The organism is Labrys sp. KB_33_2, from assembly GCF_052114505.1.
Taxonomy (GTDB): Bacteria; Pseudomonadota; Alphaproteobacteria; order Rhizobiales; family Labraceae; genus Labrys.
In genome coordinates this window covers 301,759-324,644 of record NZ_JBFREW010000011.1, presented here as the reverse complement: position 1 = coordinate 324,644, position 22,886 = coordinate 301,759, and the positions used below count along the sequence as shown (strand labels likewise).

Sequence of the window (22,886 nt, the reverse complement as noted above, 5' to 3'; positions counted from 1 at the left end):
CTTGGAAACAACGAGTCGGGGCAAAGCATGTTTACACGTGAATGCGCTTTGCTCTAGCGGACAAGATGGTGGAGCGTATTGGCGACGATCGCGTCGGGCTCCGCATCGATTGAAACGATAATCGGCGTCTCGTCCGGCCCCGGCGGCTCCAGCGTGGCAAACTGGCTGGCGAGCAGGCTCGGCGGCATGAAATGGTTCTTGCGCTTGGCCAACCGCGCAGAGATCAATTCGGCGCTGCCTTCGAGAAAGACGAAGCGGACGTCCGCGTGCCCATCCCGCAGGGCATTGCGATAGCCGCGCTTGAGCGCCGAACAGGCGACGACGCCGTGTTGCCCCGCTCCTCTCAACTCGGCGATCCAGGCCGCGATGGCCGCGAGCCAGGGCCATCGATCCTCGTCGGTCAAAGGGATGCCCGCATGCATCTTGGTGACATTGGCCGGCGGGTGGAAGGAATCGCCATCCCGGAACGTCCAGCCGAGCCGCGTCCCCAGGCGTTCACCGATGCTGCTCTTTCCGGAACCGGAAACGCCCATGACAACGAGAGCAGTAGGAAGGGGCGGCGATGAAGTCATGACATTTCCTAGAGCAGAATGCGGTCTGGTTGAGGTGGTTCTCTCGATCAAATCGCCGGGTGCCAGGAACATTTTGCGATTCCTGGCGATTCCGTCCAATTGCAAAACGCTATTTTCGCTCGAACACGCCGACCAGTTCGACATGGCCGGAGTGGCGAAACTGGTCGACCGGCGTCACCTTGGTGAGCCGGTAGCCACCAGCAATCAAAAGCGCTGCGTCGCGGGCAAAGGTCGTCGGGTTGCAGGACACACCGACGATACGGCGCAACTTGGCAGCGGCAAGGCGTTTGGCCTGCGCTTCCGCACCGGCGCGCGGCGGATCGAACACCACGGCATCGAACGGCTTGAGCTCCTCGGCCAGCAGGGGTCGGTAGAAGAGATCACGTGCGGTCGCCCCGGTAGGCTTGAGGCCTTGGGCTCGCCTGGCCGCCCGGTCGAGCGCGCCGACCGCTGGCTTGTCCGAATCGAAGGCCTGCACATGCATGGCATCCGCCAACGCGAGCGCGAAGGTGCCACAGCCCGAGAAGAGGTCAGCGATACGCTTGGCACCGGAAAGGCCCTCACGCACCAGGCCCGTGAGGGCAAGGTCTGCCTCGGCCGTGGCCTGCAGGAAGGCTCCCGGCGGCGGTGAAACCTCCACCGTTCCGAAACGCACCACCGGAGCCCGGCGTTCGATCACCACGTCGCCGTGATTGGAAAGCCTGGCCAGGTCGAACTGCTGGGCAAGCTCGCCGAGCCTCAGCCGCATCTTGTCGTCGATGCGCCCGGCGCCGCGAATATCACAGTCGAGGCCGGTGACCGTGGCGGTCAGTACCAGATCGAGGGGCTTGCCAAGGCCGCGCATTTGCTTCTCCAGCGCACGCACCACCTCCAGGCCACGGTTCAGTTCCGGCACCAAAATCGGACAGGCGTCGAGTTCGACGATGGCATGCGAACGCGCCTCGGCGAAGCCGACCAAACCCTTGCGGGCATGCAGGGTCGCCCGGCGGCGGCCGCGACCATGGGCATCGACGAGCGGCTCGACCGGTGTTTCGATGCCGGCCTGCCTCAGCGCCTCGACCACCAGGCCGCGCTTCCAGGTCTGATAGGCCTGGAGCGACCAGTGCTGGATGGCGCAGCCGCCGCAATGGCTGAAGTGGGGGCAGAAAGCCTCGATGCGATCCGGGCTCGGCTCCTGCAGGGCGATCAGCCGTCCCCGCTCACCGTTCACCTCGGCCAGAACCGTTTCACCCGGCAAGGCATAAGGCACGAAGACCGGGCCCGGCGCGATGCCGTCACCGCGATGCCCCAGCCTTTCGATCTTGAGTTCCAGTGATGTCTCAACGTGCTGATTCACGATCTCAACTTCATCATGCGGCGCCTGAACGAGATGAATCAAAACCTCAGTTCAGGCACGCAAGTCCCCTGATTCAATCTACGAGCTCGGCTATACTAACCCTATGGGCAGACAGCAGAAACTCCTTGTTACCGTCGCCACCTTCGATGGGGGACGGCACGATCCCGCGCAGTTGCCAGCCGAGCGAGGAGACGAGGCCGGCGATACGCTCGCAGACCTCGGCATGCACGGCCTCGTCCTTGACCACGCCCCCCTTGCCAATCCGCTCGCGACCCGCCTCGAATTGCGGCTTGACGAGCACGGCAAGATCCGCGCCCGGGCCGGCGAGCGCCAGCGCCGCCGGCAGCACCAGCGCCAGCGAGATGAAGCTGACATCGGCGACGACGACATCGACGGGGTCGGGCACGAGACTGCGATCGAGCCTGCGCGCATCCACCCCTTCCAGCGAAATCAACCTGTCATTTCCCCGCAGGCTGGCATGAAGCTGATCATGGCCGACATCGACGGCATAGACCCGGACCACGCCCCGCCGCAGCAGCACGTCGCTGAAGCCGCCGGTGGAGGCGCCGATGTCGAGCGCGATGCGTCCCTCGACCGGCACCGAAAATATATCGAGCGCGTGTTCGAGCTTGAGCCCACCGCGCGACACGAAGGGGAAGGCCGCCTGCGCTCGGATGACGGCCTCTGGCGCCAAACCCTCTGAGGCCTTGCGCACAGGCTTGCCATCGGCGACCACAAGTCCCGCAGCGATCGCGGCCTGTGCCTTGGCACGGCTGTCGAAGTGACCGCGCTCAACCAGCAGCACGTCCGCGCGCTTGCGCATCAGGCACGCTTGGCCCCGGTTACGACATCGCGCCCGAGCACCGACAAAACCTTGGTCACGATACCGGCGGCATCGAGCCCGGCCTGCGCATACATCGCCTCTGGCTTGTCCTGATCGAGGAAGATGTCGGGCAGCACCAGCGAACGGAATTTCAGGCCGTTGTCGAAGGCGCCGGCTTCGGCCAGGCACTGGGCCACGAAGCTGCCGAAGCCCCCCACGGAACCTTCCTCGACCGTCAGCAGCACCTCGTGCTGGCGGGCGAGCCTGAGGACCAGTTCCTCGTCGAGCGGCTTGGCAAAGCGGGCGTCCGCGACGGTCGCCGACAGCCCGAGCGCGGCCAGGTCCTCGGCCGCCTTCAGGCACTCGGCCAGGCGCGTGCCGAAGGAGAGCAGGGCAATGTTGCTGCCTTCGCGCAGGACGCGTCCCTTACCGATCGGCAGGGGCGCGCCGATTTCGGGCATCTCGACGCCGACTCCCTCCCCGCGCGGATAGCGGAAGGCGATCGGGCCATCGTCATAGGCTGCCGCGGTCGCCACCATATGCACCAGTTCGGCTTCGTCGGCGGCGGCCATCACTACCATGTTCGGCAGGCAGCCCAGGAAGGCAACGTCGAAGGAGCCGGCATGGGTGGCTCCATCCGCCCCGACGAGACCGGCGCGGTCGATCGGGAAGCGCACCGGCAGGTTCTGGATCGCCACGTCGTGGACGACCTGGTCGTAGCCGCGCTGCAGGAAGGTGGAGTAGATCGCGCAGAATGGTTTGTAGCCTTCACTGGCGAGACCCGCCGCGAAGGTTATCGCATGCTGCTCGGCAATGCCGACATCGTAAAGCCGTTGGGGAAAGGCCTGTTCGAACAGGTCCAGCCCCGTACCGGACGGCATGGCAGCGGTGATCGCCACCACCTTCTCGTCCTTGCGGGCCTCCTTGATCAGGCTCTCGGCAAAGATGCGGGTGTAGGACGGTGCATTGGCCTTGGCCTTCACCTGCGCTCCGGTGATGACGTCGAACTTCACCACACCGTGATATTTGTCGGGCGCGTTCTCGGCCGGGCCGTAGCCCTTGCCCTTCTGGGTGACGACGTGGATGAGCACCGGTCCGTCGGCCTTGTCGCGCACATTCTTGAGCACCGGCAGGAGGTGGTCGAGATTATGTCCGTCGATCGGGCCGATATAGTAGAAGCCGAGCTCCTCGAACAGCGTGCCGCCGGTCCAGAAGCCGCGAGCATATTCCTCGGTGCGCTTGGCCTTGTCGTAGAAGAATTTCGGCAGCTTCTTGGCCAGCATCTTGCCGAAATCGCGCAAATTCTTGTAGGTCCCGCCGGAGACCAGCCGGGCCAGATAGGCCGACATCGCGCCCACGGGCGGGGCGATCGACATGTCGTTGTCGTTGAGGATGACGACGAGGCGCGAACCCAGCGCCCCGGCATTGTTCATCGCCTCATAGGCCATTCCGGCCGACATCGAGCCGTCACCGATCACGCAGATGACATTGTTGTCGCGGCCGTCGAGATCGCGCGCCGCCGCCATGCCGAGGCCCGCCGAGATCGAGGTCGAGGAATGCGCGGCCCCGAAGGGATCGTATTCGCTCTCGCTGCGCTTGGTGAAGCCGCTGAGCCCCCCCGTCTGGCGCAGGGTACGGATACGGTCACGCCGCCCGGTGAGGATCTTGTGCGGATAGGCCTGATGGCCGACATCCCAGATCAGGCGATCACGCGGCGTGTCGAACACGGCGTGGATGGCGACCGTCAGCTCGACCACCCCGAGGCCCGCGCCCAGATGACCGCCGGTCACCGAGACGGCATCGATGGTCTCCCGGCGCAGTTCGTCCACCACCTGCTGGAGCTTGTCCTCGGGCAGGCGGCGCAGATCAGCCGGCAGATTGATGGTGTCGAGCAGCGGGGTTGCGGAAGTGTTTGCCAAATTTTTCACCCGAGAAGATTAGAGCAAAGCACGCATAAGTGGAAACATCATTTTGCTCTAACTCTTTGTTCCGACGCGTCTTTGCGAGTACGGCCCATTTCGGCGGATCGCAGGACGCCCTGAAGGCTGTTGCGTATCAGGCTTCCGGCAAGGGTTCGAGCCCGGCGGGCTTGCCCTCGGCGTCGAGCCGGATCTTGTCGACCTTGGCCTCTGCGACCTTCAGAAGCTTGTCGCAATGGGCCTTGAGCTGCTCGCCACGCCCGAACAGCGTGATCGATTCCTCCAGCGGCACATTGCCTCCCTCAAGGCTGCGCACGATTTGCTCGAGTTCGGCGAGCGCCTTCTCGAAGCTGAGCGTTGCGATATCGGACGGCTTGTCGGCCATTATCAACCTGTCAGATCTGCTATTTTCCCCTCTATAGCCCCTAACCTCGCCGCATTGAAAGAAAAAGCCATGCAAACGGCATGACCCAACCGTGCATAAGGCGCGGGAAAGCGACAGGTTGCGGCTCAGGCGCGCTTCCGGCAAAAGCGGCGCATGGATTTGCAGACCTTCCTTGCGCTCTCCGCCGGTTCCCTGTCCGCCGTGGCCATCGCCCAGGTGTTCGTTACCCAGGCCCATCGTTTTCCAGGCATCGCTCTCTACCTGGCGGGGCATGCGATCGTGATCGCCATCGCCATCGCGGGATACCAATTTCTGCCCGACTATTACGGTTTCCTGGCCGCCCTGGCCCTGCTGATGATCATTGCGCCAGGGCCCTTGCTGAATCGAGCCAATCGCGAATTGTTGGCCGGCCGCAACGAACGCGCCGCCCTGCTCGCCCGCCTGGCCAGCGTCATCCAGCCCACCGGGCAAATCCGCTTCACGGCCAATCTGTTCAAGGCCCTTTCCGAATCGACGCGCGAGGACCGGATCGACGCCCTTGAAGCACTGCGCCAGACCACCAAGCCGGACCAGGAGGTAATCATCGACCTACAGTTGCTGCGGCAGCGCCAGAACTGGCAGGGCATCGTCGACTATCTCGCCCGTAACCCCATGCCGCCAGGCGCAGACGCGGTCGCCTTCCCGATTCGGGCTCTGGGGGAAACTGGTCAGCTGGAGGCCATGGTGGCGACAGCCGCGCGCCATCGCGGCCTGCTGGGCTCCGGACAATTGTCGACCCTGATGCTCCTGGCCTTCTGCGGGCGCGTTCAGGCCACGGATTCGATGCTGGCCTCGTTCCACGCCATGCCGGTCTCCGTGAAGGCCTTCTGGCAGGCGACCGCCCTGCAGGCGGCGGCGCGCGGCGAACTTGCCGAACCACTGCTGCGGGGCTTTGCTTCCGCATCGCTGACGCCGGCCCAGCATGAAGCGATCGTCGCTCGCCTGGACAAGCCGGCGAGCGAGGCGGAGGGCCAGCTCTCGCCGCAGGCCACCGCCTTCCTCGATGATTTAGAGGCGCATATCCGGCGCAACGCGCCCCTGCGCCGCACCGGCTGGCGCGCCGCTCCGGTGACCTATCTGCTGATCCTGGCCAATTGCGCCTTCTTCGGCATCGAACTGTGGAATGGCGACACCACCGACGCCGAAAATCTGTTCCGGCTTGGGGGGTTATGGCCCGATGCTGTGGTCAGGGATCATGAATGGTGGCGCCTGCTCAGCGCCATGTTCCTGCATGCCGGCCCCGAACATCTGATCAGCAACATGATCGGGCTTTTCCTTCTTGGCCGCATGGTGGAGGCCACGGTCGGAAGCCTGCGCATGGGCCTGATCTATGTGATCGGCGGCCTGGCTTCCATGGCCGGGGTGCTCGCTTTGGCCGTAGCCGGCGTAACCCAGCCCGAGGTCCTGGTCGGGGCCTCCGGCGCCATCTTCGCCTTGATCGGAGCCATCGCCCTGCGGCGCTTGTCGGACTTCCTGGCAACGCGCCACATCGCCGACCGGCACAATCTCAGCCTGATCGTCATCGTATTGCTGATCCAGGCGTCGATCGATCTTTCGCTGCCGCAGATCAGTTTCGCCGCCCATGGCCTCGGCTTCGTCGCCGGCATAGCACTGGCCTGGATGTTTGGCACGGCGCACTCCAAGCGGCGATGACGCGGAGTGCGAACATCGCGTCAGGCCGTCCAGAAACGCACGGCCTCGCCGCGCGAATGTTCGTCCAGCGAGCCTTCCCACATCACCCTGGCACCGCGCACGATGGTGCCAACAGGCCAGCCAGTGACCTCAACGCCGTCATAGGGCGTCCAGCCGCATTTGGAGGCAATCCACCCGTTGCGGATGGTCTCCTTGCGCTTGAGGTCGACGATGGTGAGGTCAGCGTCATAACCGACGGCGATGCGACCCTTGCCGGCCATGCCGAAGATGCGGCAGGGGCCGTGGCTGGTGAGGTCGACGAAACGCTCCAATGACAGCCGGCCTTGGTTCACATGGTCGAGCATCACCGGCACCAAGGTCTGCACGCCGGTCATGCCCGAGGGAGAATCGGGATAGGGCTTGGCCTTTTCTTCCAGCGTATGCGGCGCGTGGTCGGAGCCGAGCACGTCGACGATGCCCTGGCGGATGCCGTGCCAGATGCCCTCGCGATGACCGGCATCACGAACCGGCGGGTTCATCTGCACCAGCGTGCCCAGTTTCTCATAGGCCTCCGGGCCAGCCAGAGTGAGATGATGCGGCGTCGCCTCGCAGGTCACCAGCCGCTTATGCGCGCCGAGGAAGGGTATCTCGTCCGCCGTCGAGATGTGCAGGACATGGATGGGCGCGCCCGTCTCCTCGGCAATGGCGACGAGGCGGCGCGTGCAGTTGAGGGCCGCCTCGACGTCGCGCCAGACCGGGTGGGACGAGGCGTCCCCCTGGATGCGCAAATCGCGCCGCTCGCGCAGGCGATACTCGTCCTCCGAATGGAAGGCGGCACGGCGGCGCGTACGCTTGAGGATCTCGCGCACGCCCTCGTCGTCCTCGACCAAGAGCGAACCGGTGGAAGAGCCCATGAACACCTTGATGCCGGCTGCGCCCGGCAGGCGCTCCAGTTCCGCCACCTCCGGCGCGTTCTCGCGGGTGCCGCCAACCCAGAAGGCGAAATCGCAATGCATGCGATGCGTGCCGCGGCTGACCTTGTCGGCCAGGGCTTCGGGCGTAATGGTGAGCGGGTCGGTGTTCGGCATCTCGAACACTGCGGTGACGCCGCCCATCACCGCCGCCCGCGACCCCGATTCGAGGTCTTCCTTGTGCGTCGGTCCCGGCTCGCGAAAATGCACCTGGCTGTCGATCACACCCGGAAGGATGGTGAGCCCGGTGCAATCGATCACCTCGCCGGCACTGGCCTGCGACAGGTCTCCCAGCGCCGCGATGCGTCCATCCTTGACCCCCACATCGCCACCATGCCGCCCGTCCTGATTGACGATTTCGCCATTGCGGAAGATGCGGTCGAAGATCTGGGGCATGGCGCTCTCCTCGAGGACGAAACTGAAACCCTGCGCTTTTCCCCCAGAGAGCGCCAGCTTTCAACCAACAATCCGCCGCCTCTTCACGCCGCGCACAGGGATTGCCATATAGGGGAGGCTGAAACGGGACTGCCTTGCCATGATCCATCTGCTCGACCGCGCCATACTCCGCCTCAGCGGCGAGGATGCTCGATCCTGGTTCGCCAATCTCGTCACCTGCGACATTGCCCATCTCGAACCCGGCCGGGGAAGATGGGGTGCCTTGCTGACGCCGCAGGGCAAGATCCTGTTCGATTTCCTGGCGACGATCGGGGAAGACGGGCTCTATCTCGATACCGACGCCGACGTGGCGCCCGATTTAGCCAAGAGGCTCAATTTCTATCGGCTGCGCGCCAAGGTGACGGTCGAGACTCTGTCGCCGGCCTGGGGTGTCTACGTTGCCCTGCCCTCCAAAGAGATCAATATCGAGGGCCTGGCTATCGAAAGCGCCATCGCCTTCCCCGACCCCCGCCGTCCCGAGCTTGGTCTGCGCATTTACGCGCCTGTCGTCGCCGGCGTGGATGATACCGCTACTGCCGCCTATCACGCCCGCCGCATCGAGCTCGGCATTCCCGAAGGCGGCAAGGATTTTCGCTTCGGCGATGCCTTCCCGCACGAAGTGCTGATGGACATGCTCGCCGGCGTCGACTTCAAGAAAGGCTGCTTCGTCGGCCAGGAAGTCGTCAGCCGCATGCAGCATCGCGGCACCGCGCGCACCCGCATCGTGCCTGTGACAACCAGCGCCCCCCTGCCGCCAGCCGGCACGGAAATCCGCATCGGCGACCGGCCTGCCGGCACCCTCGGCTCCTCGGCCGGCACGCGGGGGTTGGCCCTGCTCCGGCTCGATCGTGTGGAAGACGGGCTGGCTGCCGGCGAGATCCTGGCGGCGGAGGGCATTGCCCTGGCGGTCGACAAGCCCTTCTGGTGGATTGGACCGAGCGAGACGCACAAGGCGATGGCCTGAGCTTCCTTCCCCGGCCTTCAACCGGCGTTGCGCCCTCGCACGAATTGCAGAGTCGTCTCGGCAACGCGCCGGCCGAGATGGTGAGCCGTACGGCGCTGTATTCAGGCGTCGCGGCGCAGTCTTCCCCAACACCCCGCTCTGCCTGTCTTGCTCCCGCGATGATTCCGGGCAATCCTAGAGCAAAGCACGTTCATGACTGAACGCGCTTTGCTCCAGCTTCTTGTCTCGACGCGTCTTTGCGATTCTTGGTGACTCCGTCAAATCGCAAACGCTTTGGGGAAGTAATTTCATACCCGCCCGAGCGCGGGACTCTTCATGAGTATGCCGGGCGTCATGGTTGCAATGGCATGCTGTCGCTCTAAAGCGCGAGGATGCCTCCGTGAACCAGCCCCACGCCTTCGATCCGACGGTCTTGAGCCATGTCCGCACGGTGATCAGCATCATCGTGGGCCTCAGCATGGGCCGGCTGCTCACCGGCCTTGCCCGCTTCGTCCAGCATCCGCGCCAGCACAAGATCTACAGCGTCCATCTGGCGTGGACCTTCTTCATGCTGCTTCACATCATCTCGTTCTGGTGGTGGGAATTCCATCTGGTCAACGTGCAGTGGACCTTCCCGCTTTATGGCTTCGTCGCCTTCTATGCGAGCGTGTTCTTCTTCATGTGCACGATGCTCTTTCCGGACACCATGTACGAGTATAAGGGCTTCGAGGACTATTTCATGTCCCGCCGGAAATGGTTTTTCGGCATCCTGATCGGCACCTTCTTCCTCGACATCATCGACACCCTCATCAAGGGCGGCGACTACGTCCAGTCGCTCGGCCCGGAATATTGGGTGCGCATCGCCTTCTTCGTCATCACCAGCGCGGCCGCCATTATTGTATCAAACCAGCGCTTTCAGCTCGCCTTCGCCATCGTCGCGCTGGTTGCCGAGATCGGCTGGGCCCTCGGCCTCTATGACACGCTGACCTGAGCCGGAGCACCGATCATCTCACCGGCGAGGATCTCGTAGGAGCGCTTGGTCTTCTCGTGGTCGAAGATCATGTTGGTGGCGATGATCTCGTCGGCGCCGGTACGGGCGACGAATTCCTCGATCCCCGCCTTGACGGTAGCGGGCGAGCCGACCACCGATATGTGACGCATATGCTGCAGCGTTGCACGGCCGACGGCATCGAGCGTCTCCTCGTAGTTCTCGACCGGCGGCTGGATCAGGCCCGGCCGCCCCGTGCGCAGGCTAACGAAGGCCTGCAGGCGTGAGCTCTGCAGGAACTGGGCCTCCTCGTCGGTGTCGGCGGCAACCACGTTCATGCCCAGCATGACATGGGGTTTGTCGAGATATTCGGAGGGCTCGAAGCGGCCGCGATAAATGGCGATCGCCCCTTCGAGATCAGCCGCCGCGAAATGCGAGGCGAATGCGAAGGGCAGGCCGAGCATGGCGGCAAGCTGCGCACCGAACAGGCTGGAACCGAGGATCCAGACCGGCACCTCCAGCCCCGCCCCCGGAACGGCCTGCACGCGCTGATCCGGGCTCACCGGCTTGAAATAATTCATCAGCTCGATGACGTCGCGCGGAAAGGCGTCGATCTCTGCGTTGAGATTGCGGCGCAGCGCCTGCGCTGTAATCTGGTCGGTGCCGGGCGCCCGCCCGACGCCGAGATCGATGCGCCCGGGATGCAGGGCCGCCAGCGTGCCGAAGGCCTCGGCGACCATCAAGGGCGCATGGTTGGGCAGCATGATGCCGCCGGCCCCGAGACGGATGGTGGAGGTGCCGGATGCGACATGGGCAAGCGCCACCGCGGTGGCAGCGCTGGCAATGCCCGGCATGTTGTGATGCTCGGCCAGCCACAGCCTATTATAGCCGAGCCGCTCGACATGGCGGGCAAGGTCCAGCGAATTGTGGAGGGCCTGCCCGGCATTGCTGCCGACGGCGATGGGCGAGAGGTCGAGGACTGAAATCGGGATCATGAAAAGGGCACGACAAAATTCGATGACGATCGAACTAATATAGGTGGCTTTGCCGCCCTGGCAAGGAAGGGCGCAGTTAACCTTCTCCCCTCGATCACGAAATGTTCTTGCCTCTTCCCGAGTCGGCTTTCGCCATGGCAAGAAGGCGGCATGGAACGCACAGTCATTCTGCACGACGACGGCAAGTACCGTTGTCCCTGGCCGGGGCTGGACCCCTTCTACATCGCCTATCACGACGAGGAATGGGGCGTGCCCGAATATGACGGCCGCGCTCTCTATGAAAAGCTCATCCTCGACGGTTTCCAGGCCGGCCTGTCCTGGATTACCATCCTGCGCAAGCGCGAGCATTTCCGCGAGGTGTTCGACGGCTTCGAGCCGGCCAAGATCGCGCTTTACGGTCCGGAGAAGGTGGCGGCCCTGATGGCCGATCCCGGCATCGTGCGCAATCGTTCCAAGGTGGAAGGCACCATCATGGGCGCCCGGCTCTGGCTGGAGATCGAGGAAAAGCAGGGCTTCTCGCCCTATCTGTGGGACTTCCTCGACGGCCGTCCCCTGCAGAACACACCGCGCGCCCATGGCGACGTCCCGGCCGAGACGGCCCTGTCGCAAAAGATCTCCAAGGATCTGAAGGCGCGCGGCTTCAAATTCGTCGGACCCACCATCGTCTATGCCTTCATGCAGGCGGTCGGCATGGTCAACGACCATCTCGTCGACTGCTTCCGCCATGCCGAATGCGCCGAGCTCGGCAAGGCGGGGCATCCGGGCTGACCATGGCACGCGTAAAGAAAGCCACTCCTCACCGGGCCTGGCAGCGCATGTTATCGGGCCGACGGCTCGATTTGCTCGACCCTTCCCCGCTCGATATCGAAATCGAGGATATCGCCCACGGCCTGGCCCGGGTCGCGCGCTGGAACGGCCAGACCAGCGGTAATGCCATCTTCTCGGTGGCCCAGCACAGCGTGCTCGTCCTCGACGTGCTCGATGCGATGGAGCCCTCCCAGCCCGACATGGTGAGGCTGATGGTGCTGCTGCACGATGCACCCGAATATGTCATCGGCGACATGATCTCGCCCTTCAAGGCAGTGATCGGGGAGAGCTATAAGAGCGTGGAGGCCCGCCTGCTCGGAGCCATCCATCTGCGCTTCGGCCTGCCGGCCATCCCGCCTCCGGCGATCAAGGCACTAACCAAGAAAGCCGACATGGTGGCTGCCTTTCTCGAAGCGACCCAGCTTGCCGGCTTCGGCATCGAGGAATCTTGCCGCATCTTCGGCGATCCGCGCCCCCTGCCCCGGCCAATGGACCAGACCAGGCTGGAACCTCTGCCGGCGGAGCAGGCGCAGCGGGCCTTCCTCGACCGTTTTACCCAGATCTTCAGGTAAGCCACCATGCAAATCAATGTCTGCTCGCTCTCCCGGCTCGACGCCACGGTCACCGCCACCGGCGCCCGCCAGATCCTGACCTTGATCAATGCCGGCACCAAGGTGATCAGGCCTGTCACGGTGGAGGAGAAGCGCCATCTCTTTCTCAGCATGAACGACATCGTCGAGGTGGCGGAAGAAGGGCAGATCCTGCCCGGCGAGGACCACCTCTCGCAGCTTCTCGCCTTCGTCAGGGACTGGGACCAGGCGACGCCGCTGGTGGTGCATTGCTATGCCGGGGTCAGCCGCTCGACCGCCGCGGCCTTCACGGCGGCCTGCGCTCTCAACCCCACGCTCGACGAGCATGAGCTGGCGCAAACCATTCGCCGGCTGTCGCCGACCGCAACCCCCAACCGCCGCATCGTGGCCCTGGCGGACATGCGCCTTGGCCGCAACGGCCGCATGCTTGCCGCCATCGACGCCATCGGCCGCGGCGAGGACTGCTTCGAAGGCGTGCCCTTCGCCTTGCATTTGTAAGGCGTGTCGTCAGGAAAGTGCCGCTCGGCGACCCGCCAAAAAAAGCCCGGCGGGGAGCCGGGCCAGGAAAAGGTCAAACATCGCATCGCTGTCGAGGAACGGACAGCTCGATGGCCGCGACCATGGCAAAGATCGATGACGGGCCGATGACGCCGCCTATCTGTCTCCGAGCTGGAAGTATACAAGTTTAAACTTAATCTGGCATACCACGCTTTCGGACACTGACGGGAGCCGTGGAGGGGCAGAGCCGGTCGGTGTGGCGCAGCCCCGCAGGCTTGGGCAGCGACGGATATGGTATACCGGCAGCATGACAAAACTACTTGAACATGCGGTGAATCCCGCCCGCGCGCTCCCCCTGCGATGCAAGATGATGTGGCACGGCTGTGTGCAGAGCTTAACGGAATTGCGCGCGGCTGGCTGCGAAACGATTTTTAGCGAAACGGTCAGCTGCGCGCACGGGTCGTCCGCCGTTCCACCGCGTGCCGGCGCAACTCTTGGACGGCAAAGTTCGTCAAAGCCACTTCCAGCCTGAGACGCTGCAAGATGCCATCGGGACAAGGCTCGATGCCAGCCATTCACTGCGACTGCCGCGGTTCCTGCCCGGATCCGATTTTGGGCCCGAACAACAGGCGCTGATAGACGAGGCCGATGCCGATCAAGGCGACGCCGAGCCCCATGAAGGACAAGGCACGCCAGATCCCCTCCAGCTCCGACATGTCGAACAGAAAGGCCTTGGCGACCGCCAGCATGATCACGATGGCCGAGCCCAGGCGGATGGCGCGCACCTTCGCCCAAATGCCGAGGGCAAGCAGCACCAGGCCATAGAGCAGCCAGGCGATGGTATAGCCCCAGTTCTCGGCCGAGGAGATCGACGCGAAGTCGGGCACGCCCTCGGCAAAGATCTTGCGCACTTCGAGGGTGACATAGACGAAGCCGAGCACGAAGGCACAGATCCCGCACAGCAGGGCAAAGGGCGCATTCTCCATGCCCCGATTCTTGTGTTCCTCCTTACCGACGCCACGACCATACCAGTGCCAGAACAGCGCCGCCGCCCCCGCGAGCAGCGCCGGCAGGGCATAGCCGGGCAGCAAGGTGTTGAAGAGGGCGCCGCCGCCGATCGCCTCGCCGCTGATCACGGGATTGGCAGTGATCAACGGCCCCGTGACCGTCAGGCAAAGCGCGATGATGACGCTGATCGGCGCCGCGACCCGGTAGACCGGGCTGGTGGTCGCCCCGGAACGATAGACCAGCGCCATCGAGGCGGCAAAGGCGAGTGCCGTATAAAGCCCTGCCTCGGCGAGGGACATGCCGGGATAAGCGGCCTCCTCCGCTCCGCGCAGGCCGAGGCGGATGGCGAAGACCACCGCTGCGCTGCCAAGCAGGATGGCGCCGAGATCGAGGATGGCGGCCGGAATATCTGTCTTGCGCCGGCGCAGGAGGACGCCGCCATAATAGAAGGCCGCGGCGGGCACGGCATAGCGCAGCGCGATATCCTGCCAGTCCGGGAAGTGTTCCAGGCTGGCGCCGGCCAGGGTCCAGGCCCCGCCCATGCGCGCCAGCACCAGCAGGACGAAACCGGCCGCGCACCAGCGCAGGGCCGGCAGCGGCCGCAGGGTCGAGATCCAGGCTGCGCCGAGCGCAGACAGGCCAAAAGCCAGTGTGAGCGGGGAATCGGTGATCAGGAAAGTGAGCGTCAGCGCCACTGCCGAGGCGCTCGCGACGGCATGCAGGGAGGAACCGGCACCGGGCGTCTCATCCTCGCCCGCCTGCCTCTCCAATCGCAGGAAACGCTCGGTCGTCGCGGCGAAGAGCACGGCGAGCCCGGCTGCCACCGCGCCGAAAGGCAGGCTGGTGCGCAGGCTCTCGATACGCAGATAGGCGATGGCCAGTGCGAAGACCGGGGTTGCCGTCCCCGCCAGTGCCAGCGCCAGTGCCGGCAGTTGCGGCCTGGGGTGGCGCATCAGGCTGATCGTGGTAGCCAGCAGCAGCACGCCAGCCGGGATGATCGCGATCTGCAGATAGGCCTGCAGCGCGTCCGGCATCAGGAAGGGCAGATAGAGATGGCCCGGCACCACCACCAGTGGTTCGGCGGCGAGTTGCCCGCCAATCGGCCAGATCCACAGGCAGGCCAGCCCGGCCAGGCCGGCGATCACGGCGGCCGGGGCCAGTGCATCGAAGGCGAGCGCGGCCGCCAGCGCCAGTGCCATCACGATCAGCAAGGTGGCGAGCGAGGCATGCCCGAACACATCGGCGCCGGCGAAAGAGACGGCCAGCACCGCGAGACCCGCGACCGCGCCGAGGCCGATGGGATCGAAACGCTGATAGGTCTTGCCGTGATGGGGCTCGTAGATCAGCGCCGCGCCGACCAGCGCCGACAAAGCGAGGATGTAGAACACCATGGCACCGGTGTCCTCGCCCATGATGCTGCCCAGCACGAAGCCATAGCAGAAGGCGCCGATACCGGCGGCGATGGCGAGCCAGCGCCAGAGGCGAATACGCGCCAGCATGAAAGCGGCTGATGTCACCACTACGACATAGAGGGCGAGCGCCCAGGGATTGGGCTGGTTCGAGGACACCAGCAGGGGCGCGCCATAGGCGCCGACGAGGCCCAGGCCGGCGAGCCAGGGGCCATGCAGCGCCGCCGCATACATGGTGGCGATGCCGACCAGGCCAAGCAGCACGAAGGCTTGGGCCGGGCTGAGGAAATCATAGAGCGCATAAGCGGCATAGACGGTGGCGAAGAGGGCCACCGTGCCCGCGGCCGTGACCACGCCGGGAATATAGGCCGCCTGTCCTGCGGCTGGCGCCACCGGACGACGCCTCAAATATTCGCCGCCGCAGATCAGGGCCAGGGAGAAGACGAGGCCAGCCAGGATGCGCGCACCGGGGCCGAGAAGCTCCTCCTCGATGGCATACCGCACCATAAAAGCACCTCCGAGTGCCAGCGCCAGCCCGCCGACCCAGACGGCCCAGCGCGTGCCAAGCTTCTCCTCGAGGCTGACCTTGGGCTTGTCGGGCGCCGCGCGGCGCTGAGCCTGCCCGGAAGCAGCCATCACCGGTTCCGGCCGGACTGGCGCCTGTGCCTGCCCGACTATCGGCGACGTCTCGACAGGCGAGGCAGTGGAAACCGGTGCAACCGTTGCCCGTACGGGCTCGGCGGCCTTTCTTTCCCCGGCCAGAGCTGGCGCCGGCGAGGCCGTCGCGCCGGTGCTGGCGATGTCGACCGGCACCGGGCGCTGGCCTGCCAGCAGACGAACCCTTTCCTCCAGCTCCTGCACCCTGCGCCTGAGGCCGAGTGTCATCACGAAGCCGACAATCGCCAGCACCGGAAAGGCGAGCACCAGGAGGCCGATGAGGAGGAAGGCGCTATCTTCAGACATGCTCACCCATGACAGGTCATTGCAGCGCGGGCTCCGCGCGGTCCTCGAGCAAAGCGCGTTCAAGCGTGAACGCTGCTTCACTCCAGCTCATTGTTTCCAAGCCAATCCAACGGATTGGTTAGAGCGTCTTTGCGATTCTGGCCGATCCGGACAAATCGCAAAATGCTCTGGGCGACAAGTGCAGGCGGTTTGCCCGGCAATTGAAGCTGCGTTGATCATGGACAAGATCTTTGCCGTCATCGCGAGTGACGCGTGCCAATCCTGTAGCAAGAATTGCCGCCTCAGCGACATTTGGATTGCTTCGCTACACTCGCATCGACGATGCGAAAATCACGCCATCCATAAACGCAACTATGGTGCCAGCCATACGCGTGAATCCGGATCTTGTGTATCCCGCCGGTTACAGGAACTGTGGACGCCTATCGTGGAAGCTTGCCGATCAGGCCCACCATTTGACGCGGTAGAAGATATGTTTGCCGATCTTGTCCTTCTCGCGCATGTCGCGCACCCAGCGCGGACGAACATAATTGGCATGATAATGCGTGGCGTTCCCGACTTCTGGGATCCAGTCCTTGGCGTTCATCACCCGCTCGGCGAGGACCAGGGCCTGCTCCCAGGGCTCCTTCTCGGTAACCTTGTCGGCGACGAGATCGCAGGCGAAGGAGAACTGGCAGCCGCCATAGCGCTTGTTGCTGGCCCCCTGGTAGACTACGTCGCAGACATTCTTGGGATAGAAGGGCGAGCGCAGGCGGTTGATGATGACTTGGGCGACGGCCACCTGTCCCTCGCGGCTTTCGCCGCGGGCCTCGAAATAGATCGCCGTCGCCAGGCAAATCTGTGCCTTGGTGAAGGCTGCCGGCGGCAGGTCGAGCGGGCGGGCCTTGCCGTCGTCCAGCCCGGGCAGGCCGGCAATACGCGATTTCTTCTGCGCATCGGTCAAACCCTCGTCGCTGCCGATTTCAGGCATGGTCTGGGCATCGTCCGGCGTCATCACCGGCTGCACGTTCGCCAAAGCCATGACAGGTTGGGTCAAGACTGGCTGGGCCACCACCGGCTGGAGGGCGCTCGGGTCGGCCATGGCGAGTTCGACCGGCCGCGCCTCGTCCGCTCGGGTCGTACTGCTGGTCAGGCTCGCGAGGTCGGGGCGGCTCGCCGCCGGCGACATGCCACCAGCCGGGGCAAGCGAATGATCGAGAGGGACCGCGCCATCATGTCCGCCGAGATCGACATCGGCGACCGAAAGCCGCTCGGCAAGCTTCGTGACCACGATGGCACTGAGCCGGGACGGCTGGAATTGCTGCAGCCCCTCGGCGGTCTCTGGCGGCTGGAGCCTGCGCGACTGCCGCGCCATCGGCTTGGCGCCGACTTTGGGCATCAGCACATGTGGATCGCCCAACGCCATATAGGCAACATTCTCTCCGACACCCCGGTCTGGCCGCCGGTCACCCTTGGCTGCCCGGATCACCTCGGGCCAGATCGTCATGCCTTTCTTGGTGGCGTCCCGGATCGGTGCACTGGGCGGGCCGACATCATCGGGAAGCGGCATGAAATCGTTTCGGTTCGGCGTCAGCGTCAGGCTGGCAGGCATGGCCCGCAGCGTGAAGCCGTCACCGAAGGCGGTCTGCGGCGCCAAACCGATATCGGCTAGGCTGAGCTGCGGCATTGCGAACAGACCAGCCCGCATCACCACGGCGCGCCGCGCGCCCGGCGCGCCCTGCAGGGCGCCATGCATGGTAGCGGCAACGGCGGGGCTCGCCTGCACGGCGGTCGAGCGGCGGTACATCATCGTGCTGGTGGCGCCAGCGCAGAGCAGAAGGGCGATGATGACGGGCCGGCGCAGCAGCATGGACGAGGCTCACAGGTTCAACCAACACGGCGTTGCCGATGAGCTCATTGATGATGCATTAACCTTGATGGGGAGTTAACAGGGGCGCCCAGCCTGTTCCAACTCTGGAAGCTTTGCTCTATCCTTTCGCCATGATGTCCGCGTCCATGCCCCCCGAACAGATCGTCGCGCTGCTGCAATGGTATGCCGATATGGGCGTAGACGTGGCTGTTGGCGACGAACCGGTCGACCGCTTTACCGAAAGCGCGCAGGCTGTTTTCTCCCCCTCCCCCGTCCGTTCCGCACCGGAGCCCGAGCCGGCGCGCAGAGCTCCTGCCGCCACGGCGCAGCCCCGCATGGCGTCCCCGGCGCCGACCATGCTCACCACCTCCCCGGACGCGGTGGAACTGGCTGCGCGCGAGCAGGCGCGCAGCGCCCGCACGCTGGACGAATTGCGCGATCTTCTCGAGCGCTTCGACGGCTGCGCCCTCAAGGCCACGGCGAGCCGACTCGTCTTTGCCGACGGGGCTGCCGACGCCAAGGTGATGTTCGTGGGCGAAGCGCCCGGGCGCGACGAGGACATCCAGGGCAAACCTTTCGTCGGCCGCTCGGGCCAGTTGCTCGACCGCATGCTCACCGCCATCGGCCTTGACCGCACCAAGGCCTATATCGCCAATGTCGTGCCCTGGCGCCCGCCCGGCAATCGCGACCCGACCCCGCAGGAGACCACGATCTGCCGTCCCTTCATCGAACGCCAGATCGAACTGGTCGCGCCCAAGGTCCTGGTCTGCCTCGGCGCACGCAGTGCCCAGGCGCTGCTTGGCGCCACCGACGGTATCCTGAAACTGCGCGGGCGCTGGCTCGACCATGAGCTTTCAGGCCAGCGTATCCGGGCGATCGCTACGCTGCATCCGGCCTATCTCTTACGCCAGCCGGTGCAGAAGAGGCTGGCCTGGCGCGATTTCCGCGCGATCCGCACGGCACTCGAGCAGGACGCTTCCTGAGACAAACGCGTGCCCAGCCCTTTGCCGTCGTGGGAGAAACTTTGTGATCCCCGCTCCTTGCGCCGAACCGAACGGCGCATTTCGGGAAAACTGTATTTCCTTACGTAAGCACCGCCTAGAGCCCCTGTAACGGGCTTTGCGAAGACATATTTATTGGGTATGGCTTGCAGGAGCACAAATCACCATGCCGGCCCGACATCGGTGAACGGCCGGCATCCGGGGAGCAGGAGACAGGGCGATGAAACTCGACGATATGCGCGCATCCGACAATGTCGACGATCGTCGCGGCGAAGGCGGTGGTTTCGGCGGCGGTGGCGGCGGCGGAGGCTTTCCGGGCGGACGGGGCGGCATCGGCCTGGGCGGCCTGGTGATCGTCGCGGCTCTCTATTTCCTCGTCGGCCCCGAAGCGGCCTTCAACGCCCTGCAGGGCTTGAGTGGCGGCGGTGAGCCGCAGGTCCAGCAACAGCAGCAACCGCGCCCCTCCAGCCAGACAGGCGGCGCCGACGACGCTTCAGGCACGTTCGTACGCAAGATCCTCGGCTCCACCGAGGACACCTGGACGAAATTGTTCCAGGAACAGGTCAAGGGCAAGGCCTACCAGCCGACCGAGCTTGTGCTGTTCAACGGCGTGACTCGCTCGGCCTGCGGCACGGCCCAGTCGGCCATGGGTCCGTTCTATTGCCCGAACGACAAGAAGGTCTACCTCGACACCGCCTTCTTCGATGAGATGCGCAACCGCTTCAATGCCTGTCCGGCCGGCCAGGGCGCCTGCGCCTTCGCCCAGGCCTATGTGATCGCGCATGAAGTCGGCCATCATGTGCAGGACGAACTCGGCCTGCTGCGAGAGGGCGGCGCGGGCGCCGGCGGCTCCTCGGTGCGCCAGGAACTGCAGGCCGATTGCCTGGCAGGCGTCTGGGCTAATCGCACGCAGCAGGATTTCAAGTTCATCGAGCAGGGCGACATCGAGGGCGCATTGCAGACGGCCCAGGCCATCGGCGACGACATGCTGCAGAAGAAGATGCAGGGCTATGTCGTGCCCGACAGCTTCACCCATGGCACGGCGGCGCAGCGCCAGCGCTGGTTCGTCACCGGCCTGAAGAGCGGCCAGATCCGTTCCTGCGACACCTCCGGCGCCATCTGAGGGGGAATACTTCGCTCCCTTGTCGTTGAGGTCGCGCGGCCCCTCACCTTACCTCTCCCCGTAAGGACGGGGAGAGGAGGCGCAAGCGTTGCAATTGATCCTCGGAGCTTTCATCTCGCCCACCGTTGGGCGAGATGAGAGGCTTTTGCATAAACTCGACGTCAAAGTCCCCTCCCCCCGTTCTTACGGGGAGAGGTAAGGTGAGGGGCAGCCCCCCTTGCGTAAACTCATTCGATTTCAGGCGGCATGCAAAGATGCAGGTCAGAAGACGAAGACCCGCCCTCATCAGGCCGGCAGGCCTCCGAGTTCGGCCAGTTTGACCGGCCGTCCCGACTTCATGCTGGCAAGAGCCGCCGCACCGCACAGCATCGACATCGCCCCTGCCAGCGCGCCGGCGCGCTGGCCAAGCGGATCGGTCATGCCGGGGCGTAGCAGCATGTCGCGCAGGCGATCGTCGCCTCCGAAATGCCCGCCGCCGGCATGCGGCACGTGAATGCGTTCGACGCCGCCGAAATTGTGCATCAGCACGATCTCGTCATGGTCGGGCGTTTCGAAGGCCTGGCGCTCATATTGGCGAACCTCGATGCGCCCCTTGGTGCCGTTGAAGGCCAGGTGATAGCCCTCGATCGGCATGAAAGTGTTGAGGGAATAGGACACGATGACTTCGTTTTCGAAGCGCAGCATCGCCGTCATGGTGTCGGCGATGTCGATGTCCTCACGATAGACGCAGCCATCGCGCACATAGCCGTCCTCGGCTGACGGATCCTCATAGAGCATGGTCAGCCAAGGGTCCTTGCTCATGTCGAAATAGAAATCGCAATCCTGGGCATGGACGCAGGTCTGGCAGCGCTCGCCGCGGAACGGCCCGTTGCGGCCGTAATTGCGCTGCGTGCCGAAGGCCGAGACCTCGCGCGGCACCGATTCCAGATACCAGTTGAGCAGGTCGAAATGGTGGGTAGCCTTGTGCACGAACAGGCTGCCCGAATGGGCTTCCTTGGCGTGCCAGCGGCGGAAATAATCGGCGCCATGCTGGGTGTCGAGATACCAATGGAAATCGACCGAGGTCACGGTCCCAACAGCCTCCTCGCGCAGCAACTGCTTGATGCGGGCGGCCGTGGGCGCGAAGCGATAGTTGAAGGTCACGTCGACAGGCCGGCCGGTGCGCGCCTCGGCTTCGAGGATGCGGCGGCATTTTTCCGGCGTGGTGGTCATCGGCTTTTCGGTGATCACCCGGCAGCCCGCCTCTAGCGCCTTGACGATGATCTCGTCATGGGTGTCGTCGCGGCTGCAGACGATGACGATCTCCGGCTTCACGCTCGCCAGCATCTGGTCGACATCGGTGTAGACGGCTGCGTTGGTGCCGATCGCAGTGCGCGCGGCCGTGGCCCGCATTTCGTTGATGTCGCAGATCGCCACGAATTCGGCCCGGTCGCGCCAGCCCTGGAGCAGTTCCTTGCCCCACATGCCGGCTCCGCGATGGCCTGTGCCGACCAGGGCCACCCGATGCCTCTCTGCGCTTTCCCCATCCTCATGTCTCGTCGCTTGCATCGTCATAGCGTTTCCTCATGCGGTTCTGGCTGTTGACGGCGCCCGGGAACGGGATCTTTCTCCGGGGCGCTTGGAGCATCTTCCAGAAAAGTTGGTAGACTTTTCGGTTAAGAAAATGCGTTAAAACAACAACTTAGAGAAAAACGATTTATTGAAATCGCATTTCTCCCTAAACGAAATAGTCGGGATACTGCACCCGGAGCCGGTCGATGTCGGGAACGACGGCGCTCAGATGGGCTTTCATGGCCTTGCTGGCCACCTCGACATCACGGCGGGCAATGGCATCGCGGATGAAGCTATGCTCGGCGATGACCTGATGCATGCGGCCCGTCACCGGCAGGGTCAGCCGCCTTGCGCGATCCATCTGCACCTTGATCTGGCGCAGCAGGCGCGGAATGCTGGGATAGCCGGCGATCTGGGCGATGGCCTGGTGGAAAGCCTCGTCCGCCTCGTGAAAGGCGTCCTTGTCGCCAAGATCGGCCAGCAGGCGCTGGCGCGCCAGAATGGCGTCGATCGTGGCGATGTCGGCTTCCGTAGCGATCTCGATCAAGCGCCGCACCGCCGTGTCCTCCAGCGACTGGCGGATCACCACCGCCTCCGGAATGGCCGCCACCGGCACGCGCGACACGAAGGTTCCCGATTGCGCGAAGATATCGACCAGGCCGTCCTCGGCCAGGCGGATCAGGGCCTCGCGTACCGGTGTCTTGCTCACGCCGAAACGCTGGGTCAGCGCCTTTTCCTGCAGTGGCGTACCGGGAACCAGCCGCATGCCGAGGATCGCCTCACGCAGGTCATCGTAGATCAGGGTCGCTGTGGTGACGCGCGGACGCGTCGGACGAAGGCCGGATTGCGCCGCCTTGCCTCGTGCCGTCAGGATTTCCAGCGAATGGCTTGTATCGTGGCTTTCCATGGCCCCGGCCCGGTGTGGTCCTCGCAGAGCATTCTGTGATTTGACTGAACCACTTCAAATCACAAAGACGCGTCGGAACAAGGAGTTAGGGTAGAAGAGCGTTTCCACCAACCGCGCTTTGCTCCAGAGAGCCGCGATCATCAGA

The 22,886-nt window shown here is 64.5% G+C and carries 19 protein-coding genes; 8 read left to right on the top strand and 11 right to left on the bottom strand.

Annotation, left to right across the window (positions count from 1 at the left end; all coding sequences use genetic code 11):
* Positions 1 to 53: 53 nt before the first annotated feature.
* From AB4037_RS21020 to AB4037_RS21000, 5 genes are all read right to left on the bottom strand, one after another.
* The gene (locus tag AB4037_RS21020) at positions 54 to 572 is read right to left on the bottom strand and encodes a gluconokinase (protein WP_434955470.1); all 519 of its coding nucleotides are present in this window, start codon (positions 570 to 572) and stop codon (positions 54 to 56) included.
* A gap of 109 nt (positions 573 to 681) precedes the next feature.
* Entirely contained in the window at positions 682 to 1,908 is a 1,227-nt protein-coding gene (locus AB4037_RS21015) for a class I SAM-dependent RNA methyltransferase (RefSeq protein WP_434955469.1), read from the bottom strand.
* 73 nt (positions 1,909 to 1,981) lie between these two features.
* Positions 1,982 to 2,731, bottom strand: coding sequence for a TlyA family RNA methyltransferase (locus AB4037_RS21010; RefSeq protein WP_434955468.1), 750 nt, complete (start codon positions 2,729 to 2,731; stop codon positions 1,982 to 1,984).
* A complete protein-coding gene (gene dxs / locus AB4037_RS21005) occupies positions 2,731 to 4,650 on the bottom strand; it encodes a 1-deoxy-D-xylulose-5-phosphate synthase (protein ID WP_434955467.1) in 1,920 nt (639 codons plus the stop codon). Before dxs ends, AB4037_RS21010 begins: the two co-directional genes overlap by 1 nt.
* Positions 4,651 to 4,786: 136 nt before the next feature.
* Positions 4,787 to 5,035, bottom strand: coding sequence for an exodeoxyribonuclease VII small subunit (locus AB4037_RS21000; RefSeq protein WP_068284665.1), 249 nt, complete (start codon positions 5,033 to 5,035; stop codon positions 4,787 to 4,789).
* 153 nt (positions 5,036 to 5,188) lie between these two features.
* Between AB4037_RS21000 and AB4037_RS20995 the strand changes: the two genes are divergently transcribed.
* Entirely contained in the window at positions 5,189 to 6,727 is a 1,539-nt protein-coding gene (locus AB4037_RS20995) for a rhomboid family intramembrane serine protease (RefSeq protein ID WP_441772824.1), read from the top strand.
* A 20-nt stretch (positions 6,728 to 6,747) separates the two neighbouring features.
* Here AB4037_RS20995 and AB4037_RS20990 read toward each other — a convergent pair whose 3' ends face one another.
* Positions 6,748 to 8,073 (bottom strand): dihydroorotase, encoded by a 1,326-nt coding sequence (locus AB4037_RS20990; protein ID WP_441772823.1) that lies wholly within the window; start codon positions 8,071 to 8,073, stop codon positions 6,748 to 6,750.
* Between the two features lie 139 nt (positions 8,074 to 8,212).
* On the opposite strand from AB4037_RS20990, the gene ygfZ reads away from it, so the two are divergent.
* Positions 8,213 to 9,076: a CAF17-like 4Fe-4S cluster assembly/insertion protein YgfZ gene (gene ygfZ, locus AB4037_RS20985; RefSeq protein ID WP_441772822.1), complete on the top strand. Its 864-nt coding sequence runs from the start codon at positions 8,213 to 8,215 to the stop codon at positions 9,074 to 9,076.
* 379 nt (positions 9,077 to 9,455) lie between these two features.
* A complete protein-coding gene (locus AB4037_RS20980; RefSeq protein ID WP_434955463.1) occupies positions 9,456 to 10,046 on the top strand; it encodes a hypothetical protein in 591 nt (196 codons plus the stop codon).
* Here the strand turns inward: AB4037_RS20980 and AB4037_RS20975 are convergent.
* Entirely contained in the window at positions 10,028 to 11,038 is a 1,011-nt protein-coding gene (locus AB4037_RS20975; RefSeq protein ID WP_434955462.1) for an LLM class flavin-dependent oxidoreductase, read from the bottom strand. The genes AB4037_RS20980 and AB4037_RS20975 overlap by 19 nt on opposite strands.
* 150 nt (positions 11,039 to 11,188) lie before the next feature.
* On the opposite strand from AB4037_RS20975, the gene AB4037_RS20970 reads away from it, so the two are divergent.
* The 3 genes from AB4037_RS20970 to AB4037_RS20960 are packed head-to-tail and all read left to right on the top strand — an operon-like array spanning position 11,189 to position 12,933.
* A complete protein-coding gene (locus AB4037_RS20970) occupies positions 11,189 to 11,806 on the top strand; it encodes a DNA-3-methyladenine glycosylase I (RefSeq protein WP_441772821.1) in 618 nt (205 codons plus the stop codon).
* A 2-nt stretch (positions 11,807 to 11,808) separates the two neighbouring features.
* Positions 11,809 to 12,417: a hydrolase gene (locus AB4037_RS20965; RefSeq protein WP_434955460.1), complete on the top strand. Its 609-nt coding sequence runs from the start codon at positions 11,809 to 11,811 to the stop codon at positions 12,415 to 12,417.
* A 6-nt stretch (positions 12,418 to 12,423) separates the two neighbouring features.
* On the top strand, positions 12,424 to 12,933 hold the full coding sequence (locus tag AB4037_RS20960) for a tyrosine phosphatase family protein (RefSeq protein WP_434955459.1): 510 nt from the start codon (positions 12,424 to 12,426) through the stop codon (positions 12,931 to 12,933).
* A 575-nt stretch (positions 12,934 to 13,508) separates the two neighbouring features.
* Here AB4037_RS20960 and AB4037_RS20955 read toward each other — a convergent pair.
* Positions 13,509 to 16,313, bottom strand: a complete 2,805-nt coding sequence (locus tag AB4037_RS20955; RefSeq protein ID WP_441772820.1) for a DUF2339 domain-containing protein — start codon at positions 16,311 to 16,313, stop codon at positions 13,509 to 13,511.
* Positions 16,314 to 16,752: 439 nt separating this feature from the next.
* The gene (locus AB4037_RS20950; protein WP_441772819.1) at positions 16,753 to 18,159 is read right to left on the bottom strand and encodes a cell wall hydrolase; all 1,407 of its coding nucleotides are present in this window, start codon (positions 18,157 to 18,159) and stop codon (positions 16,753 to 16,755) included.
* Between the two features lie 146 nt (positions 18,160 to 18,305).
* On the opposite strand from AB4037_RS20950, the gene AB4037_RS20945 reads away from it, so the two are divergent.
* Entirely contained in the window at positions 18,306 to 19,142 is an 837-nt protein-coding gene (locus AB4037_RS20945) for a uracil-DNA glycosylase (protein ID WP_434955456.1), read from the top strand.
* Between the two features lie 238 nt (positions 19,143 to 19,380).
* Positions 19,381 to 20,283 (top strand): KPN_02809 family neutral zinc metallopeptidase, encoded by a 903-nt coding sequence (ypfJ, locus tag AB4037_RS20940; RefSeq protein WP_441772818.1) that lies wholly within the window; start codon positions 19,381 to 19,383, stop codon positions 20,281 to 20,283.
* Positions 20,284 to 20,568: 285 nt separating this feature from the next.
* Here the strand turns inward: ypfJ and AB4037_RS20935 are convergent, their stop codons facing one another.
* Both AB4037_RS20935 and AB4037_RS20930 read right to left on the bottom strand, forming a co-directional pair.
* Positions 20,569 to 21,837 carry a Gfo/Idh/MocA family protein gene (locus tag AB4037_RS20935; protein ID WP_441772817.1) on the bottom strand — a complete coding sequence of 423 codons (1,269 nt, stop codon included), beginning with the start codon at positions 21,835 to 21,837 and terminating at the stop codon, positions 20,569 to 20,571.
* Between the two features lie 163 nt (positions 21,838 to 22,000).
* Positions 22,001 to 22,741 (bottom strand): GntR family transcriptional regulator, encoded by a 741-nt coding sequence (locus AB4037_RS20930; RefSeq protein ID WP_434955453.1) that lies wholly within the window; start codon positions 22,739 to 22,741, stop codon positions 22,001 to 22,003.
* Positions 22,742 to 22,886: the final 145 nt, after the last annotated feature.

What these genes read in the sequence shown, in the direction of transcription:
- AB4037_RS20995 (WP_441772824.1), top strand. Translation starts at nt 5,189, where the DNA reads ATGGATTTGCAGACCTTCCTTGCGCTCTCCGCCGGTTCCCTGTCCGCC.
- AB4037_RS20970 (WP_441772821.1), top strand. Translation starts at nt 11,189, where the DNA reads ATGGAACGCACAGTCATTCTGCACGACGACGGCAAGTACCGTTGTCCC.
- AB4037_RS20965 (WP_434955460.1), top strand. Translation starts at nt 11,809, where the DNA reads ATGGCACGCGTAAAGAAAGCCACTCCTCACCGGGCCTGGCAGCGCATG.
- AB4037_RS20935 (WP_441772817.1), bottom strand. Translation starts at nt 21,837, where the DNA reads ATGACGATGCAAGCGACGAGACATGAGGATGGGGAAAGCGCAGAGAGG.
- AB4037_RS21020 (WP_434955470.1), bottom strand. Translation starts at nt 572, where the DNA reads ATGACTTCATCGCCGCCCCTTCCTACTGCTCTCGTTGTCATGGGCGTT.
- AB4037_RS21000 (WP_068284665.1), bottom strand. Translation starts at nt 5,035, where the DNA reads ATGGCCGACAAGCCGTCCGATATCGCAACGCTCAGCTTCGAGAAGGCG.
- AB4037_RS20955 (WP_441772820.1), bottom strand. Translation starts at nt 16,313, where the DNA reads ATGTCTGAAGATAGCGCCTTCCTCCTCATCGGCCTCCTGGTGCTCGCC.
- AB4037_RS20990 (WP_441772823.1), bottom strand. Translation starts at nt 8,073, where the DNA reads ATGCCCCAGATCTTCGACCGCATCTTCCGCAATGGCGAAATCGTCAAT.
- AB4037_RS21010 (WP_434955468.1), bottom strand. Translation starts at nt 2,731, where the DNA reads ATGCGCAAGCGCGCGGACGTGCTGCTGGTTGAGCGCGGTCACTTCGAC.
- AB4037_RS20930 (WP_434955453.1), bottom strand. Translation starts at nt 22,741, where the DNA reads ATGGAAAGCCACGATACAAGCCATTCGCTGGAAATCCTGACGGCACGA.
- AB4037_RS20960 (WP_434955459.1), top strand. Translation starts at nt 12,424, where the DNA reads ATGCAAATCAATGTCTGCTCGCTCTCCCGGCTCGACGCCACGGTCACC.
- ypfJ (WP_441772818.1), top strand. Translation starts at nt 19,381, where the DNA reads ATGAAACTCGACGATATGCGCGCATCCGACAATGTCGACGATCGTCGC.
- AB4037_RS20945 (WP_434955456.1), top strand. Translation starts at nt 18,306, where the DNA reads ATGCCCCCCGAACAGATCGTCGCGCTGCTGCAATGGTATGCCGATATG.
- ygfZ (WP_441772822.1), top strand. Translation starts at nt 8,213, where the DNA reads ATGATCCATCTGCTCGACCGCGCCATACTCCGCCTCAGCGGCGAGGAT.
- AB4037_RS20975 (WP_434955462.1), bottom strand. Translation starts at nt 11,038, where the DNA reads ATGATCCCGATTTCAGTCCTCGACCTCTCGCCCATCGCCGTCGGCAGC.
- AB4037_RS20950 (WP_441772819.1), bottom strand. Translation starts at nt 18,159, where the DNA reads ATGCTGCTGCGCCGGCCCGTCATCATCGCCCTTCTGCTCTGCGCTGGC.